Origin of the sequence: Bacillus sp. MYb56 (genome assembly GCF_002976445.1) — a bacterium.
Lineage (GTDB): Bacteria > Bacillota > Bacilli > Bacillales > Bacillaceae_G > Bacillus_A > Bacillus_A mycoides.
On the sequence record NZ_PCOH01000003.1, the window covers coordinates 44,686 to 63,111 of the forward strand.

20 protein-coding genes are annotated in these 18,426 nt (G+C 33.5%); 6 read left to right on the forward strand and 14 right to left on the reverse strand.

Annotated elements, in window-relative coordinates; genetic code table 11:
* Window positions 1–37: 37 nt before the first annotated feature.
* The 5 genes from CQ058_RS04950 to CQ058_RS04970 form a co-directional block, all read right to left on the reverse strand.
* Window positions 38–1,183 (reverse strand): ABC transporter permease, encoded by a 1,146-nt coding sequence (locus CQ058_RS04950; protein ID WP_002031112.1) that lies wholly within the window; start codon window positions 1,181–1,183, stop codon window positions 38–40.
* A 1-nt stretch (window position 1,184) separates the two neighbouring features.
* Entirely contained in the window at window positions 1,185–2,294 is a 1,110-nt protein-coding gene (locus tag CQ058_RS04955) for an ABC transporter permease (protein WP_002086376.1), read from the reverse strand.
* 36 nt (window positions 2,295–2,330) lie between these two features.
* Complete coding sequence (locus tag CQ058_RS04960) at window positions 2,331–3,269, reverse strand: ABC transporter ATP-binding protein (RefSeq protein WP_002189130.1); 939 nt, start codon at window positions 3,267–3,269, stop codon at window positions 2,331–2,333.
* 124 nt (window positions 3,270–3,393) lie between these two features.
* Window positions 3,394–4,494, reverse strand: a complete 1,101-nt coding sequence (locus CQ058_RS04965) for a sensor histidine kinase (RefSeq protein WP_002189129.1) — start codon at window positions 4,492–4,494, stop codon at window positions 3,394–3,396.
* Between the two features lie 4 nt (window positions 4,495–4,498).
* A complete protein-coding gene (locus CQ058_RS04970) occupies window positions 4,499–5,137 on the reverse strand; it encodes a response regulator transcription factor (protein WP_002012250.1) in 639 nt (212 codons plus the stop codon).
* 324 nt (window positions 5,138–5,461) lie between these two features.
* Here CQ058_RS04970 and CQ058_RS04980 point away from each other — a divergent pair, with 324 nt between their 5' ends.
* From CQ058_RS04980 to exsE, 4 genes are read left to right on the forward strand one after another with little or no spacing between them, the layout of a single operon-like run.
* Window positions 5,462–5,902, forward strand: a complete 441-nt coding sequence (locus CQ058_RS04980; RefSeq protein ID WP_229168169.1) for an RNA polymerase sigma factor — start codon at window positions 5,462–5,464, stop codon at window positions 5,900–5,902.
* On the forward strand, window positions 5,899–6,342 hold the full coding sequence (locus CQ058_RS04985; protein ID WP_002189127.1) for a hypothetical protein: 444 nt from the start codon (window positions 5,899–5,901) through the stop codon (window positions 6,340–6,342). Before CQ058_RS04980 ends, CQ058_RS04985 begins: the two co-directional genes overlap by 4 nt.
* A complete protein-coding gene (locus CQ058_RS04990) occupies window positions 6,335–7,405 on the forward strand; it encodes a hypothetical protein (RefSeq protein ID WP_002189125.1) in 1,071 nt (356 codons plus the stop codon). The genes CQ058_RS04985 and CQ058_RS04990 overlap by 8 nt, the downstream gene beginning before the upstream one ends.
* A complete protein-coding gene (gene exsE / locus CQ058_RS04995) occupies window positions 7,402–8,358 on the forward strand; it encodes an exosporium protein ExsE (RefSeq protein WP_002189124.1) in 957 nt (318 codons plus the stop codon). The genes CQ058_RS04990 and exsE overlap by 4 nt, the downstream gene beginning before the upstream one ends.
* 30 nt (window positions 8,359–8,388) lie before the next feature.
* Here exsE and CQ058_RS05000 read toward each other — a convergent pair whose 3' ends face one another.
* Complete coding sequence (locus CQ058_RS05000; RefSeq protein ID WP_002189122.1) at window positions 8,389–9,636, reverse strand: DUF445 domain-containing protein; 1,248 nt, start codon at window positions 9,634–9,636, stop codon at window positions 8,389–8,391.
* Between the two features lie 153 nt (window positions 9,637–9,789).
* Window positions 9,790–11,127 carry a D-serine ammonia-lyase gene (locus CQ058_RS05005; protein ID WP_002189121.1) on the reverse strand — a complete coding sequence of 446 codons (1,338 nt, stop codon included), beginning with the start codon at window positions 11,125–11,127 and terminating at the stop codon, window positions 9,790–9,792.
* Between the two features lie 149 nt (window positions 11,128–11,276).
* Between CQ058_RS05005 and CQ058_RS05010 the strand changes: the two genes are divergently transcribed.
* Complete coding sequence (locus tag CQ058_RS05010) at window positions 11,277–11,822, forward strand: helix-turn-helix domain-containing protein (protein ID WP_002012259.1); 546 nt, start codon at window positions 11,277–11,279, stop codon at window positions 11,820–11,822.
* A gap of 48 nt (window positions 11,823–11,870) precedes the next feature.
* On the opposite strand, the gene CQ058_RS05015 is transcribed toward CQ058_RS05010, so the two are convergent.
* The 6 genes from CQ058_RS05015 to CQ058_RS05040 form a co-directional block, all read right to left on the reverse strand.
* A complete protein-coding gene (locus CQ058_RS05015; RefSeq protein ID WP_003188684.1) occupies window positions 11,871–12,551 on the reverse strand; it encodes a prolipoprotein diacylglyceryl transferase family protein in 681 nt (226 codons plus the stop codon).
* Between the two features lie 17 nt (window positions 12,552–12,568).
* A complete protein-coding gene (locus tag CQ058_RS05020; RefSeq protein ID WP_002031090.1) occupies window positions 12,569–13,123 on the reverse strand; it encodes a TlpA family protein disulfide reductase in 555 nt (184 codons plus the stop codon).
* An 18-nt stretch (window positions 13,124–13,141) separates the two neighbouring features.
* Window positions 13,142–13,855 (reverse strand): cytochrome c-type biogenesis protein CcdA, encoded by a 714-nt coding sequence (gene ccdA / locus CQ058_RS05025; protein WP_105589508.1) that lies wholly within the window; start codon window positions 13,853–13,855, stop codon window positions 13,142–13,144.
* 54 nt (window positions 13,856–13,909) lie between these two features.
* Complete coding sequence (locus CQ058_RS05030) at window positions 13,910–14,722, reverse strand: M56 family metallopeptidase (protein WP_002126694.1); 813 nt, start codon at window positions 14,720–14,722, stop codon at window positions 13,910–13,912.
* A 1-nt stretch (window position 14,723) separates the two neighbouring features.
* A complete protein-coding gene (locus tag CQ058_RS05035) occupies window positions 14,724–15,140 on the reverse strand; it encodes a BlaI/MecI/CopY family transcriptional regulator (protein ID WP_002189120.1) in 417 nt (138 codons plus the stop codon).
* A gap of 125 nt (window positions 15,141–15,265) precedes the next feature.
* A complete protein-coding gene (locus CQ058_RS05040) occupies window positions 15,266–15,664 on the reverse strand; it encodes a DUF3942 family protein (protein WP_002031084.1) in 399 nt (132 codons plus the stop codon).
* Window positions 15,665–16,206: 542 nt separating this feature from the next.
* On the opposite strand from CQ058_RS05040, the gene CQ058_RS05045 reads away from it, so the two are divergent.
* The gene (locus tag CQ058_RS05045) at window positions 16,207–16,905 is read left to right on the forward strand and encodes a peptidase E (protein ID WP_002031081.1); all 699 of its coding nucleotides are present in this window, start codon (window positions 16,207–16,209) and stop codon (window positions 16,903–16,905) included.
* A 53-nt stretch (window positions 16,906–16,958) separates the two neighbouring features.
* On the opposite strand, the gene CQ058_RS05055 is transcribed toward CQ058_RS05045, so the two are convergent.
* Window positions 16,959–18,368 (reverse strand): MATE family efflux transporter, encoded by a 1,410-nt coding sequence (locus tag CQ058_RS05055; RefSeq protein WP_002086395.1) that lies wholly within the window; start codon window positions 18,366–18,368, stop codon window positions 16,959–16,961.
* Window positions 18,369–18,426: the final 58 nt, after the last annotated feature.

Genomic DNA, 18,426 nt, shown 5'->3' on the forward strand with positions numbered 1-18,426 from the left:
CAAAAAAGGCGTGGCATTTACGCCACACCTTTTTTCATTAAACAAAGTTCCTCGCATCATTATTTCTTCCAAACTTATAAATAGCAATTAAGAAGAATGCTATCGCGAAAGCGAATAAAATTAAAATATTTAAATACAACTCAGAAAATGGAATGCCTTGCTGTAGTTTTGAAATCGTATCTAGTAACCAACGCTGCGGAAGGAAATCAGCTACTTTTTGTACTGCTTTCGGCATAATGTCGTACGGGAAATAACATCCAGCAAGTAAACATGTTGGTACTATTACTATATTTTGCATTGCATTTGAAGCAGTTGAACTTTTTGAAAAAGACACAATGACTAACGATAAACCAATTGCAATTAAAGCGAATATCATAAGCACACCAATCATAACTATGAAAGGCATATTTATAGTTGTGTGAAAAACATTCGTCATAAAGAATACTGCAATTACAATTTGTACTGTTAATATCATCATATTTACTGCGACATTAGATAATATAAATTTCTTTCCGTCAATCGGCGTTGATAATAATCTAAAATACGTTCTGTTCTCTTTTTCTTTTAAAATAAATCCTGATAAGTTCACTGCTGAAAATAACATAAACATAATAAGATAACCCATCGTTTGATTTGTCATATCTTTATTTTTTGAAGTATCTTCAAGTGTCTCAGACTTTACTTTAAATGAACTTTTTTGATAACCCGCGTACATACTATTAAACGTACTTTGATCGGCCCCTGCCACTTTACTAATCGCAGCGATGTTATCAACATAGTTATATAAATACGATTTTATAAATCCTGTTACTTGATCGCCTTTAATCGATGAAATCTCAATATGACTCGGTTTCCCTTCTCGAACACTTTCAGAAAAACCAGACTGTAATGTAATAACACCATCAAGTTTTTTTGAAGTGAGTTTATCTTCCACTTCAGATTCCTTAATTTTACTAACATTTACATGATTGAGTCCTTCTAAAAATTTCACTGTATCATTTGCGATAGGTTGATTTTCTTTATTTATAACCCCAATATTTAACGTTCCTTGCCCTACATTCCCATATATCGAAAAGGAAATGAGCGTTCCTATTATCGGCAAGCTAATAATAATGAGTAACCCCTTTTTATTTTTCAGAAGCACAGATAACGTTTTTTGTATGAGCCATAAAATATCTTTCATACTATAGCCCCTCCCGTCTACGTAATGCAATAATCGCAATTAATAAGAAGATTGCTGAAATCCCAAGATTTAAAGATATTACCGGCAGTGCCGCTCCTACATCATTTGCATAAATAATTTTCATAATAGCTGTGTTTGCCCACGTTAATGGTGATAAATTCGTAACGGAATTTTCTTCCACTACGAAATACGCACCACCAAAAATAGACGCTAATTGCACAACAACCATAATAATCGCTCTAGATGCCTCACCTGTTTTTGTAATATATCCGATTCCTAAACCGAAGCTAATTGCTAAAAAGACTTCTGTTAGTAAAATAATAAATATGATTCCAATATGGTCGCCCCAATTCGCTTGAAAAACAAATTTACTAAATAAAACGACAAGTAATAGACAAAGTGCATTCGCTACAAGACTACCGAGCACTTTCCCAATGAAAATTTCAGCCTTACTTATAGGTGCTGCAATTAAACGATCTCCTGTTTTACGTATTCGTTCTCCTCGAATTAAAAAACTCGCCCCCATTGCAGCGTACAGTGCAATCATCGTCGTCATTACAACCGCATAGTAATCCATAGAACCTGGTTTTTTAGCAGCTTGTAAAGATGTTTCTTTAATATAATCATTATGATTTCCGTTTGAAATAACTGCGCTAACCTTACTCGGGTCTACTTTTGCAACTTCGGCCACTACGTTGTACTTATCAACAAATGTTGTAAGCATGCCTTCCACAATACTTCCCTCAATACTACTTTTGTCACTTCCATAAAATTTTGCACCATCTTTATTTAACTCTACATAAGCAGCATATTTATTTTGCTTCACTTCTTCTTTCCCATCTATACCTTCGGAAGCTTTTTTAAAATGAATACCTGATTTATCGACTTCTTTTGTAAATGCTTCAAATGATTGAGAAAACGTGCTACTTGCTTCATCTTTATATAGCACTTGTATATCCTTAAACGATTGACTATCGCTATTAAATGCATTCGTTAACGCTGTTCCTAACACAAGCATAAGTACAATCGGAAATGCTAACATAAAAACTAAAGTTCTTACGTCCCTGAAATCTCTTTTAATGTGCATCACTGCAATGTTAAAGATGTTCAATTGATGAACCTCCCTTTACCTTTTCTTCATTTACCTTTATTTATCTCGTAAGTTTCTTCCAGTTAACGTAAGAAATACTGTTTCTAAGTTTGGAGCCTGCTCCTCTAACGAACGAATTTCAATGTCATGATTAATGAAATACTGAATAATTTTATTTAAATTATTTAATCCTGCATCCGAGTTTACCTTGATTACGTTCTCTTCAATTTGAATAGCTTTCACACCATTTATCTCTTTTAAATTTTCTACATCTAAATTTTCTACTGACTTTACTTCAATCCAAATATCTTTCGTATCTGTAATAATCGCTTTTAACTGTTCTTTCGTTCCTTCTGCAATTACTTTACCGTGATCGACAATTGCTATTTTCGTACAAATCTCTTCCACTTCTTCCATGTAGTGACTCGTATAAATAATCGTACTTCCCATTTCATTTAATTTTCGGACAGACTGAAGAATGTAGTTCCTTGACTGCGGATCAATTCCAACTGTCGGTTCATCCATAATAATTAACTTCGGTCTATGAGCGATTGCACAAGCGATATTCAGTCTTCGTTTCATCCCGCCAGAAAAGTTTTTCGGATAACTTTTATGTTTATCACTAAGGCCTACAAATTGAAGTGCTTCCTCTACTCTCGCTTTTAGCTCGGCTCCTCGTAATCCATACAATCCAGCAAAGAATTTCACATTTTCATAGGCAGTTAACTCTTCATAAATCGCAATATCTTGCGGAACGATACCGATATTCATTTTCGCAAATCGATTATGTTTCTTTATATTTTTTCCTAGTATGCTAATTTCACCTTCATTACTTCTTAACAAACCAGCAATCATATTAATCGTTGTACTCTTACCAGCACCATTTGATCCTAAAAAGCCAAATATCTCTCCTTCTTTAATAGATAAAGACATATTATCTACTGCGATGAAGTCACCAAATTTTTTCGTTAAATTTTTAATTTCCAATGTGTTCATCATTTCACCCCTATTTCGGTTTCTCTGCTTTTATTATAAACAAAAAGAATGAACCTGCTCAGTGCAGAAGTTCACCCTTTTCACATGAGATTATTCACTTTTTTCATATGAGATGATTCATCCCTCATATCGGCAACAACATCGTTACTGAAAAACCACTTGTTCCATCTACAATAATTTTTCCGTTTACAGACGCTGTTCGCTCCTCCATCCCCATAATACCGAGGCCTTTCTTAACAAGAGCTGCACCTTTACCATTATCCTTCACTTGTACTTTCACCATCTTGTTCAGTACATGAATATCGATTGAAATGACTGTCGCATCAGCATATCTCATCGCATTTGTTAACGCCTCTGTAACGTTTTCACCGATAATTTTCCACTGAATGGGAGAAATCATATCTAAGTTACCTTTATAAACGAAAGGAATATTCATATCATGCTTACCGGCAAATTCCTCTATGAATAATTTCATACGATGAATGCCAATTTGCTCAGTTGATGGCTTCATATTTTTTAATGTAATCCGAATGCTTTCAATTCCATCTTTTGAAATATGAATGGCATTTTGTAATAATTCCGCAGATTTTTCTTTATCTATTTCCATTAATCTCTTTGCTGCTTCCATTTGAATTAGTGCACCTGTCATTGAGTGACCGATTTTATCATGAATTTCTTGAGATAGTCGATTTCTTTCCTCTAATTTAAATGTGTATTCAGATTGCCTTATGTAATCTTTATTTTCATTTAAGCTTTTCGTAAGTCTTTGTATGTCTTTTCTCATTTTATCATTTTGCATTTCTAGTTTTAATAATCGTGCTATATAGCGGTGAGCTATCGTTAAGGAAAAAAAACAAAATGCACTAATAAGTCCATACGTCATCTGAATACCTTCACCTATAAAAATAATAGGAAGAATCATAATGAAAAAGATTAACCATTTCTTTTTTATGTAATAATTTGCAATTTCATATAAGTTCAAAGGTAAAAACAAAATAAAAAACGGATGAATCTTCCATGTAAATAACATAACTACGCCAATTGACACACAAGTTAATATGTTTTTGTACGTATCTTTTTTAAATATAGAGATCAACACGTTTACAGAAAGATATAAAAGCAAAGTAAGTATAATCCATGGTAAGTTCGTAACATTTAAATGAATGTAGCTAAACACTATATATAAAAAGACAATAAGTTTACTTACAGTTAACCAAAATTCCATAACATTAATCTACTTTCCCTGTTAAGTAATAAATCGCAATTTGCGTGCGATGTTCTAGTCCAGTTTTCCCTAAAACTGATGTAATATAATTTGCAATCGTTCCTTCAGATATGAAAAGTTGCTTCGAAATTTCTTTATTTGAGAAACCTTTCGCAATTAATGCGATAATACTAAGCTCTCTTTCTGTGAAAAGGCTCTTATCAATTTTAGATTCTTCCTCTTTACTTTCCATTAAATTAGACTTAATTTTATCAAGCACTACATCTTGCATAACAGTTTGACCGTTATATACTCCTTTTATTGCATCACGAATACGCTCCGGATCATTATTTTTTAATAAATAACCTTTCGCTCCGTTTTTTACTGCGTCCAAAATATATTCATCATCATCAAATGTCGTTAAAATGAGAGGCTTCGTTTTTGTCTCTTCACAAATTAACTTCGTCGCCTCTACCCCGTTCATGTTTGGCATACGAACATCTAAAAGCGCAATATCAACTTCATACTTTTTACAATACGCTACAGCTTCTTTTCCATCATTTACAGTATCTAATACTTCAAACTCTTCATATGTATTTAAAATAATTTTCATACCTTCTCTAATAAAAGAATTATCATCGGCTATTAATATTTTAATTTTCATGTTTGTTAGTATGGACCTTATCCTACTAACATTCACATCCTTTCTCTGTGTAACATTTCCTTCTTGCTCATTATATACTTCTCTTTACCATTTTTTCACACCTTTTTCATATAGCCCTCCTGCTAAAAATATATTATTCTTTTTTTATAACATGTGTAGGGTGACTTATCATTTCTTACGTCTATATAATAGAATGCGTCAAAAAGGAGGGAGAGACCGATTGAGGAAAAACAATTAGTTGCAAAAGCACAGCAAGGAAGCGAACATGCTTTTCGTATCCTTGTACAAACATATCGTCATTATATTTTTCAAGTTATCTTTTCCATTTTAAGACATGAAGAAGATGCTAAAGATGTTACACAAGAAGTATTCGTAAAAATTCACGCCTCTCTCCCAAATTATCAATTTCGCGGATTAAAAACGTGGATGGCACGTATTGCCACCAATCACGCTATTGATTATAAGAGAAAAAAAGCTAGAGAAAACGAAGAACTCTCCTTATGTAAAGAAACTGCGGAAAATATAAAATCCTCTCATAATATCGAGGCATTATTATTGACGAAAGAGCAAAAATTACTCATTGCTCAAAAACTGCGAGAACTTCCCGACAATTACCGTGACGTCGTTCTCGCACATTACTTAGAAGAAAAAAGTTATCAAGAAATTGCTTTGCAAGAAAATATTGAAGTGAAAACAGTCGAAATGAAACTGTATCGGGCAAGAAAATGGATTAAAAAACATTGGAAGGAGGAAGAGTTTCTATGATGCATTATTCAAAAGGAGATTGGCGCAATTATACATTAGATGTTATATCAAACAATGAACGTGAATCTATGGAAGAACATCTTTATGAATGTGATCATTGTTTAGCACTTTATATGGAAAGTATTGATGAACAACACGAAAACCTTCCAATGATAAATGATGATTCATTTACGAACGAAGTTATGACGCAAATTAATTTTGAAACGTTACAGCCTAATGAAAATATAAAAACAAACTCACTAAAGCGCACAATTATTCACTACATAATTGCGACTGCGGCTACAATTATTTTTATGGTAAGTGGTTTATTCCAGTATATTTTCACAGCGACATCAAATTTCGAGAAATCTTCAAAACATAACGAGTCTTCTATCTCACAACAAATTGTAAACAAATCGGTAGACACATCAAAAAAGGACGGAGGTTCAAAGCATGAATAAAAATCCCTTTTTAGCACTTGTGTTAGGGCTAATTCCTGGGCTTGGACATTTATATTTAAAGAAATTCGGACGATTTATTTTATATAGCGGCGGGGCTTTATTTCTATTTATCTTTGCAGCATTTTGTACAATAGCATTAGGAGCGCGTGATATTGCTTTTCTTTCTCTATTTTTACTAGTCGTGTTATGGGCGATCAATTTATTAGATTTAGTTATCACTATTATTAATCAATCGAAAAAACAAGCAGCCGGAGAATTTACAGAGTTCTCTAAAGAAAGCGAACGATTTTATATCATTCTTCTATCAATCATTCCTGGGCTTGGTCATTTTCAATTAGGACTTATGCAGCGAGGACTTACATTTTTAGTAGCTTGTACAGGAATAGGAAGTATGATTATATTCGTTGCACTCTTAACATCTCAAGAAAGTTTTCTTATCTTCCTTATTACGCTACCTGTTTTATGGATTTATAACTTCTTTGATGTTGTTCAACAACTACAGAAAAAAGAACGCGGAGAGCAACTAGATGACCGTACTATTTTCGAAGAGTTTGAAGAGCACCGAGAACAAGGAAAGAAAAATAAAACATTCGCTTCCATTTTAGCAATGTTTCCTGGAGCAGGACATATGTATTTAGGCTTACAGCGCCGTGGTCTTCAGCTTATGGCAGCCTTTTTACTATCTATTTATTTGCTCGACTTATTAAGACTTTCTGCGTTTTTATTTTTAGTACCAATCATTTGGTTCTATAGCTTTTTTGATGCGTTACAGCAAACTGCAAAATACGGAAAAGAACGTGTAAATGACGAACCTATCATTGACTATTTTATAAATCATCAAAGATGGATCGGTATTGGGTTAATTACACTCGGTGGTTATTATTTATTAGATCAAACAGTCCTTCCTATTTTGAATGACTATTTTGCAACTATATTTAATATTCATCTTAGCGAACTATATTATCGCTATTTCCAAACATCTATCGTTGCTCTCCTTTTAATTGGTGGCGGCTTTAAATTGTTACTTGGAAATAAAGAAAACAAAGGTGGTACAAACGAATGAGAACATGGCGCGTTGGAACATTCTCAATGGGGCTCTCCATTATTACATTAGGTTGCTTTTTACTATTTTCAGTCGTAAAAGGAGTTCAAGCATTAGATACATTAACAGCCTGGTGGCCTGTTTTACTTATCATACTTGGCGCTGAAATTTTACTATACCTTCTATTTTCTAAGAAGGAACATTCATTTATTAAATATGATATTTTTAGTATTTTCTTTATCGGAGTTTTAGGAAGTGTTGGAATTGCTTTTTACTGCTTATTATCAACTGGATTACTAGAAGAAGTTCGTCATTCTATTAACACAACTAGGCAAACGAGTAATATTCCAGACGGACAACTTGATATACCTGAATCTATCAAAAAAATCGTAGTGGATGCGGGGCATCACCCTCTAACGATAGAGGGAAATAATACAAATCAAATTCATCTTTTTGGAACATATGAAATGACGACAAAGGCAAATGAAAAACCTAATTTAAAACAAGAGGATTTCCTTTCAGTTCAAACGGCTGGAGAAACGATGTATATAACGTTAAAACCATTACCGGTTCAGCATACGTTTTTTAACTTCGCACCACAGGTGAAACAAACACTCGTTCTTCCGCAAAATAAAAATGTAGAGATCCGCGCTTCGAATAACGAACTATCTCTTTATCCAGGTCAATTACAAAATAATTGGTTTGTACAAAACAGTTCAAACGTATCTGTTCATTTAACTAAAGAAAGTGATGTTTCTTTAACAGCCGTAACAAATCAAAAAGAAACTCACGGAAACACACCTTGGGAACAAGTAGAAGATTTAGCGAAAAAAGAAAATAATTCTTCAGAAGAAAATCCAGAATTAAATGGGCAAGAACATTGGTATAAAAACTCGATAAAAACAGGAAATGGAACGTACAAATTAAATATTGAGAAAGCTTATAATTTAAATATGAGCGTTATCGAAAAATAAGAAACCTTCCACAATTGTGGAAGGTTTTTCTCATATAATCGCTTTTATTCCTTCTAAAATTAATCCAATCATAAAACCACAAACAGCCCCGTTCACACGAATCCACTGCAAATCTTTACCGACATTATTTTCAATCATTTCGATTAATGTTTTATCATCTAACTTATCAAGGTTTTCTTGCACAAGCTTTCCAATTTTCGAATGATTCTTTTCAACAATAGTAACAACTTGTTTTTGTAACCAATCTTCTATTTTTTGAACAGTCAATTCGTCTTCTTTTATTTTATTCATTTGTGTTTGTAAGAATGGAACAACATATTTATCAGCAAATTCTTCATTCTTCACAAAAGTAACTGCCCTACTCTGTACTTGCTCTAGCATCTCTTTTATTTTGTCAGTAGCATCCCAATTTGCAATCCATTTTTCTTTCCACTTCTCTAATTCCTGTAATAAAGATTCATTTTCTTTTACATTTATAATCTCTTGACGAATTTTCGCTAATATAAGTTGCCTTGTGCTATTATCTGCATCTTGTAAGCTGTTAATATTGCTAATGATAAACTTCTGCAAAATGCCGCCGATTTTATCCTCATCAACAATATTCATAAACGATTTCAAAGTAAACTGTAGGAATCCATCTACTTTTATGTTTTCCATCGCCTTCATGCCTAAGCTTCCGAGCTGATAACGTGCTTCATCTTGAGCTGTCCAATCTTTCACTTTTACTAATATGTAATCAAGTGTTTTTTCATCATATTCTTGCACTACTAATTGATCCACGAGAACTTGTAATATGTTACTTGTATTAATTGTATGCAAATACGTTTTTAATTCTTTTTCAATAATAACTGCTAATTTTTCCGTATCTATTTGAAGAATCGCTTTCTCAGCAATTGTTACAATCCCTTTTTTCACAGCGTCAGACTGTAACTCTTTCTCAGCAATTTGCAGTACCGTTTGTGCTAGCTGCATTTCTTTTACTTTACTTGTAATACTTTCTTTCGTCAGCCATTCATTTTCTAACGTAGAAACGAGACCCTTTGTTACCCGCTTACGATTTTTCGGTAATAATGCTGTATGTGGAATTGGAATTCCCAACGGATGACGGAATAAAGCTGTAACCGCAAACCAATCCGCAAGTCCACCAACTAACCCAGCTTCAAATCCCCCTTGAATAATCTCCCCAGCTACCGTTCCTTGAAAAGGGATGGAAGCCGCAAAACCTACGCCCATAACCCCAAGCGAAATACCCGCTATATATTTAGTCTGTAATGACATCGTATACACATCCTCTTATTATGTAAAATAAAGCTTTTTGTTATTTTTATTCGATATTAGCAATCCTTTATATCTATACTATAAAGAACTAGTGCGAAAATAACAAAGAATTTTATGTACATGAAAAAAATGAGGCTGTAAATAGCCTCATTTTTATTTACACGTTAATTCCAAACCTTTCTTATAATACCCATTCATCACGTCTTCCGGAACCATACTCCCACCAGTTCCCCACACAATATGAGTACCTTTCTTCACCTTCTCTGTTAACTGTTGTTTTTGTAAATACTCATTTTCAGCTTTACATACATTCAACGGCCCTATCATACCCGCTAATGCAGAAGGCTCTAAATAAATATTTTCAGTATCAGCCAGTTCTTTTAATAATCTATATAACTCTTCATCACTTACTGTATAATTTCCACTCAAAAATGGTTCCATCGTTTTACCGACAAATCCAGATGGTCTTCCTACTGCAAGCCCATCCGCATCAGTTACATTGTTAATCCCGATATCTTGAACGGCAATTTTATCGTGAAGCCCTGTCATTAAACCGAGTAACATACACGGAGAGTGCGTAGGCTCCGCAAAGAAACAGTGCACATTGTCTTTGTACAATAACTTTAAACCAAATGCTACTCCGCCAGGCCCGCCACCTACCCCGCACGGAAGATAAACGAATAAAGGGTGCTCTTCATCTACTACAATTTCTAACTCTTCTAATTGTTTTTGTAAACGTGACGCTGCTACTGCGTATCCTAAAAATAAATCATGTGAGTTTTCATCATCAACAAAATAACAGCTAGGATCTGCATCTGCTTGCAGTCTTCCTTCTTCTACTGCTTTACTATAATCAGCTTCATATTCAATAACGTTTACACCTTTACTTCTTAATAAATCTTTTTTCCATTGTTTTGCGTCTGCTGACATATGGACTGTCACATTGAAACCTAATTTCGCACTCATAATACCGATGCTAAGCCCTAAATTCCCAGTAGAACCTACTGCAATTGAATACTTCGCAAAGAAACCTCTAAATCTATCACTATCTAAAATTGAATAATCATCTTTCTCTGTTAACATTCCATGCTGCAATGCTAATTGCTCTGCATGTTTCAACACTTCATAAATGCCGCCTCTTGCCTTTATTGATCCTGATATCGGAAGATGACTATCACACTTTAATAATAATTCTCCTAAAATAGGCTGCTCGTAATTTTTCTCTAAAGATTGTTTCATAGAAGAGATTTTCACTAAAGGTGATTCTATAATACCGCCTGTTTCTTTCGTTTCAGGAAATACTTTCGCAATATATGGTGCAAAACGCTTTAATCTCTCTTCCGCGTCTTTTACATGTTCTTCATTAAGTGGCGAATTTTTTATTGCTGTTTCATACTTTTCCATATTCGGGTTTACCCAAAATACTTCTTCTGTTGCGATTAAGTTATTTACTAGTGGATATTGCTCTTTTAATGCCTCTATCTCCTTCATTCCTCTTCCTCCTCATATCCTTGTAGATAGCCATATAATAAATTATAATTAAATTAATTTTAATATAGTTTAACATAAATAATTCATTTTAGTTAATTTTAATTTAATTTATTTAAATATAATTTAATAATTATTAAGGAGCATTTATTATGGAAAATATAGATATTGGTAAAAAGATTGAAAAACAAAGAAAAGAAAAAGGATTAACTAGTAAAGAATTAGCAAAGATGGCCGAAATCACACCATCAATGCTTAGTCAAATTGAACGTGGTTCTGCTAACCCTTCTATTCAAACATTAAAGGTACTTGCAAAAGCTCTTGATGTTCCAACATTTAGTTTTTTACTTGAAGAAAATAATACAGACGATTTAATTGTACGTTCTCATAAAAGAAAAAAAATGATTATCGATAATTTATCATATGAATTGTTATCACCTGATTTCACAGGAAATTTAGCAACAGCAATTATGACTATCCCACCAAATACTGCTTCATCAGAAAATGTTCTAGAACATAAAGGTGAAGAATTAGCATTTGTATTAGACGGAAAAATCACATTGCACTTAAATGAAGAAGAATACACATTAGAAACTGGTGATAGCGTAAAAATACCAGCTTATTTAAAACATAAATGGGTAAATCAATTCGAGAAAAATGCGATTGTTTTATTTTCTGTTACTCCGCCGATTTTTTAATTCATATGATGATACAAAAATAGCCATGCTCTCCGTGCATGGCTACTTTTACTTTTTTGGTACGAACAAAATCCCTAGACTAATAACACAAAAACTGAGTATTTGCTGTATTGAAAGACCAACTAAAACCGAATTTTGTTCACTAATAAGTGAAATAATGATATGAGCAATTCCCTCGCAAATTAGAAAAAAGCTTATATTCTTTCCATTTCCTAATCTTTCATTTTTAATCCATAACGAGCCAATTATACCGAGTGCGAGTATAATCTCATACATGAAAATAGGATGATACAAAAATTTTGATTCATATATTTTCATCCCCCACGGCAGTGTCGTTTGTGCACCTACTTCTTGATGGAATATAAAATAAAAGATTATACTCACGCAAAATCCAAAAGGTAATGTATCAAGTAAAATCCGAAGAGAAAATTGCTCTTTTTTACTTTTCCAAACAATATATATACTCGCAATTACGCACCCTACTATAATATGCTGAATACTTCCTACAGCTAATAATGCTGGCATTGGCGCCCCAATGGCCCATACCGGATTTAAAATTGCCGGTGCGAATTTCCATACTAATACAATGATAAGAAAGCCATTCGTTACTGCATCCATCATTTTTTCATATTGAATATTTTGCTTTTTCATCCTTAGTTTCATTAGAGTAAATCCAAATAAACTTCCTATTATAAGAGAAACGGGTTGTAACCTCACCATCCACTCCATCACTATGAAATCCCCTCTTAATTCTCAATTATTTTCTTAAACTTCTCTTCTAATTGATCTGGAGGTAATACCCCTCGTGCATGATCTACAATAATTCCATCTTTATTAACAAAAAATGTCGTTGGTAAAGAAAATACTTTATAATCTATTCCAGCTACTCCGTCCATATCTAATAGAACAGGAAATTTAAATCCGTGACGATCTGCAAATGCGCTCGCTTCTTGTACTGGATCCCCGATTGTTGCATTTACCGCAAAGATTTCAACATCCTCCTTATATTTATCATACAAACGAACTAGATCAGGAGCCTCCATTTCACATGGACCACACCATGATGCCCAAAAATTAATAACATATGGTTTTCCCTTTGCATCATTTAACGAATAAAGCTTCCCATCTAATCCTTTTAATGTTATGTTCGGCGCTTTAAATCCCACTTGTGGTAATACTTCCTTCTCTTGTAACTCCGCTTGTTTCGCTTTTCTTTCTTTTTCTTCTTTCTTAGTATTATAAAAGTTAACTCCTGCCCAAATTAGTGCCCCAGCTAGTATAATAGCAATTAGTTTCTTCACTTTTCTTCCTCCTCATTTCTAAAATCCCGTAAATCCGCCGAATAGACGAATAAAGAACGCTGTAATTTTCGTCATTTGATTTGTATATAATAAAACCCCTGTTAAAATCATCATTCCACCGCCGATTTTCATCATGACATTGGCATAAGTAACAATCCATTTTACCTTTCCAATAAAAAATGCCATCACGAAAAACGGAACTGCAAAGCCAAGAGTATATGCCGTAATATAAAGAAGCGCACTTTCAGGATTGGTCGCCCCGAGCATAAGCACTGCAGAAAATATCGGACCAACACACGGTGTCCATCCTGCTGCATATGTCATGCCGACCAAAACTGAGCGAATATATCCTGTCGATTTACTTCTATACTGCACTTTTTTCTTTGCCATAAGCCACTTAGGCTGAAACAATCCAGTCATAAATAACCCCATCAAAACAATAAAAATCCCACCAATTTGCTGAATCAATCTTTGATTGGATGAAAAAGTAATCCCAATCCAACTCACCGATAAACCTAACGCATAAAATATAACCGAGAAACCGATCATAAAAAATACTGTATGTATAATCGCTGACTTTTGCATAATCCCACGATTTTCTTTTAAATCTTGAATAGACACACCTGTAATATACGATAAATAAGATGGATATAGCGGTAAAGAACATGGTGATATAAATGAAAGTATCCCAGCCCCTACTACTAGCCAAATTGTTAAATCCGCCGCATTCATTTTATTCCTCCTAAACACACTACGATGCGTAGTGTTAATTATTAAAAAAAGAGGCTATATGCACTCTCCGACAATAAGTACAATCGACATACAAAATAGCCCTAAAGTTACATATACTGAATTTGTATGTAATGGTATATTCAGCTTAACAACTTTCTCATTCAACACTTGCTCAATTCGTAAATTAATTGCGGTTTTCGCAAACGACGCTGTAATACATTGATTTTCCATCGTCTTTATTTTAATTAACTTTAATAATGCACTACCTAGCTCAAATGAAGACTTCATTTTTTGCATCGCATATTTATCTGCTGATAGCTCTTGATATACATGATAACGCTGCAACATCCCTTTTAATATAGGAATATACATCATTCCCTCAGCTAACAATGTAAAGAAAAATAACTTTAATGGATCTCGATTTTTTTGATGATATTCCTCATGTAATACAATCGCATCAATTTCTTCCTCAGAAAATGCCTGAAACATTCCTTCTGAAATGACAATTTTCGGTCGAAATAATCCAATTGTAAATGCCGTAATCTGTAACGTTGATAATACGTACACTTGCTTTCCTTTTCTAGTAATAGACACGAGATTTCTTTTCAATCTTTTACTATAAAAAAACTGCTTCCAAATTCTTTTACTCATAATGATTACAGTAAATAACAGTAATCCGGCTATCATTATACGAAGTATTGATAGTTCCCTCATATGTTTTTGTAATTCAAATAAACAAAATTGCGAAAGGAAAAATGCTTTATTTTGAAAAAGAAATGGGTATGTAACGTAGTATACTAACATGCTTAAAAAAAGCACACTAATAGTCACTGCTAACAAAACGATTTTACGCATTTGCCACTTCATTTTATCGGTCCTCTTTTTTTAGCTGACTTAATTTCTCTTCTAATTTTTTTATTAAAGATGGATCAGCTTGTTCTAACTCATCTATCATATGGTTCACAACAAGATCTCCAAATTCACCCATTAATTCCTGTGTCATTTTCTTCGTTTGATTAGATAAAAATTCTTCCTTCGTTTGTGTAGTACGATACATACCACTTCTTTTCACAATATGCTTTTCTAAATGTGCTTTCTCTACTAATCTGTTCATAACTGTCATTACAGTATTAAAATTCACCGGGGATTCTTCACTTAATCTCTGTTGCACATCTTTAATGGTAATACCCTCAGTAGCCCAAACAATTTCCATTATTTTCGCTTCAAGCGGTCCGAAAAAGTGATTTAACCCTTGCTCATTTAACTTGTAGTTTTGAGTAAACATCGTATGGCCCCTTTCACACTACAGATTGTAGTATAAAATATATAGAAGGTCAAACATAAATGATATTAACTGATACTTAAATGAATCCTAATCTCCACTAATTAGTTATCTGTACCACGTTCGATTCATTGTAAACCTAACTTCTCTCCAAATGTATCATAGAGATAATATTCTAATATTTGCACACTAAATTTCTCATTACGCCCAAGTGCAAATAATTCCCGATCTTTAGCTACGATAGTATCTAATGGAATCACCACATTATCCACTATTTTTGTAATTTCAATTATATTACTTTCTACGTTTACTTCTGTTTTAAATTCAATATTTTCTAATACTATATGTGAACGTCTTCCTGATGCAAAAAAAGTAAAGTTAGGGTTTTTAAAAATTCCAATTTCACTCTCTAACGGATATAAATATTTATAAATTATATCTCTGTGTCCATCTTTTATTATTTTTTCATCTTTTTCATCATCTAAATATTCTTTCACCTTCGCTGCGAACTCAAATCGAAAATCCACTCTTTCACGCTCCCTCTCTTTAGTCTACGCTAATAAATATATTAATATAATTTAACTATATTATAAAATAAGTTCCTATAAAAAGTAAAAAACACTTTTGTAAAACTTTTGGTATTCCCTGTACTTTTTAAATATAAATACTCTTTCAACATTCATTAGTACGTCGTTATATTCATTTAAACATATTGTTCCCATATTTTGAAACAATATTTTCCAGTATTATATATCAATAAAGTGAAACTTTAATCAATGGGGGTTTTGTTCATCCCCACTGATTATTAGCCCACACCAATCGGGCGTTTACGGGCAGTTGATCTCCCACCTAACTTCTTTGCTCCAATCGAATTTTGAGGCGGGAGTTTACTGCCCGCAAATAGCGGGATAAACTGCTTCTAATTCCTTTCTATCCACAGCTATCGACTCCTTATGCTATTTCAATATATTGTTCACTTTATTTCCCCTTATTCATTAAATCACAGAAGGAATGTAACTCCCCACTATCGAATTTTTACATAACAAATATTATTAGGTGGTGCTTTACTATGAAATTAGCTGTCATTGGTGGCGGTGATTTACAAGATCCAAATCACTTGCATATTAATGAACGACTTATAGAATTAACGAATAAACAATACCCAAAAGTATTATTCATTCCTACAGCTAGTCGTGATGATGAAGGATATATAAAGTTATTTTTAGCAACATTTGAAAAGCAATTACATTGTGAGGTTCAAATTTTACGCATTTCAACCGAAACACCTACTAAATATGAAATAGATGAGATGATTCATTCTGCCGATTTAATTTACCTTGGCGGTGGAAATTACGTTCACATGCTTGAACAATGGAAAGAACATAAACTAGATGAAAAGTTACTATTTGCTTTAAAACGTGGAACACTTATTGCAGGATATAGTGCCGGTGCTATGTGCTGGTTCACATCTAGCATTCGTTCAGATTATGAAGGTTCCGGTTATATAGAAAGTAGTGGCTGGGGTATTGTTAACAAAAGATTTTGTCCCCATTACAATCAATTAAATAGAATGAATGCCTTCCATACGTTTTTACAAACTCACCAAGGTAATATAGAAGGTATTGCATTAGAAGATAATTGCGCTTTATATATTACAGAAGGTTCATTTGAAATTATCGGTGAGCCAGATACAGCTTGGGAGTTTTATATGAATAATGGAGAACTCATTAGACAACATTTTGACATAACTTTAAAAAGTTATTTATAAGCATTCATAAAAAAATGTCCCTAAGTATAATGACTTAGGGACATTTTCATCTTTTAACTCACTAATCGTGTAATTCGTTTCTTCTGCCATGAAAGCTTATAATATGCATACTGTAATATTAAGCTGACGATGAATGCAGCTGGATACCCAATCCATATCCCTTCTATTCCAAGGCTCGTATGGTAAGAAAGATAATACGCCACAGGTACTTCAACAAGCCAAATTGATACAACACTGATTACAGTTGGCCATAGTACAGTACCACTTGCTCGCATTGTCGCACTAATAATTTGTGCATGACCGAAAATTAAGTAGCTCCATAATGTAATCATGATTAGACTATGAGCAATGTCAATTGTATTTTGACTTGTTAAAAATAGTGCTAAAATATCTCTTGAGAACAAGTAAATAAGAGATATTAATACACCACCAATGATATAATTCATAATAATTCCGGCCTTAACAACTTTCTGTAATCGATCAAATTGGTTCGCACCAATTGATTGCGCTGCAAAAATTGATACGGTAATGCCGAGGCTAACCGCTGGCATTTGTACATAACTTGCAACTTGGTTCACAACACCATACGCCGCTGTTGCATCTGAACCGTACCGATTTACAAATGCGATTACCGCGATCTCTGATAATGAAACTAATATCATATTAATACTCGCTGGAATACCGAGGCGTAACAATAATTTTAATAACTCCCAGTCCATACGAAGATATTTTCTTACTGTCCCGTCTAATTGTAGTGGATGATTTTTCTTCTTTAAATACACTAGCATGACAATAAACGTAATAACTGTAGATATAACTGAAGCATAGGCTGCTCCATAAACATCTAATTTCGGAGCTCCTAACCAGCCAAAAATAAGAATTGGTAATAAAATCATATTTAGCGCTGTACTTACGATTAAAAAGTAAAATGGCGTTTTTGAATCTCCTGTACCTCTCATAAATGTTGTATATGCAAAATATAAGAATAATACTGGCATAGATATAAATAAAATTCTTGCGTAATGCACACTTATTTCAATAATATTTTCTGGCGTTCCCATAAGACGCATAATATCCATCGCAAAAATACTACCTATTATCGCCAACACGACTCCGATAATAAAAGTAAACGTAAGCGTCGTACCAACGATAGCTTTTAAGCGCTCCTCATTTTTAGCACCAAATGCCTGACCAATTAAAATTGAACTACCAGAACCAATTCCAATTACAAATGAAACGAGTAGGAAAAATAACGGGAAAAATGCCGATATAGCTGCTAGATCATTTACGCCAAGCCATCTTCCTACTACTACCATTCCAAATAACTGTCCAACTGACTGTAATACATTACTTAAAAGTAACGGCACTAAAAACATGGACATCGATTTCCATATCGGCTTATGTTCCGTTTCTGACTTCTGTGACTCTACACCTTCTTTATTGTTATCTGTAGGTGGTTTCAAATTTCATTTCTCCTTTTATTTAAAATCTGCACGGTTAAATCGGTGCTCAAATAGTTGT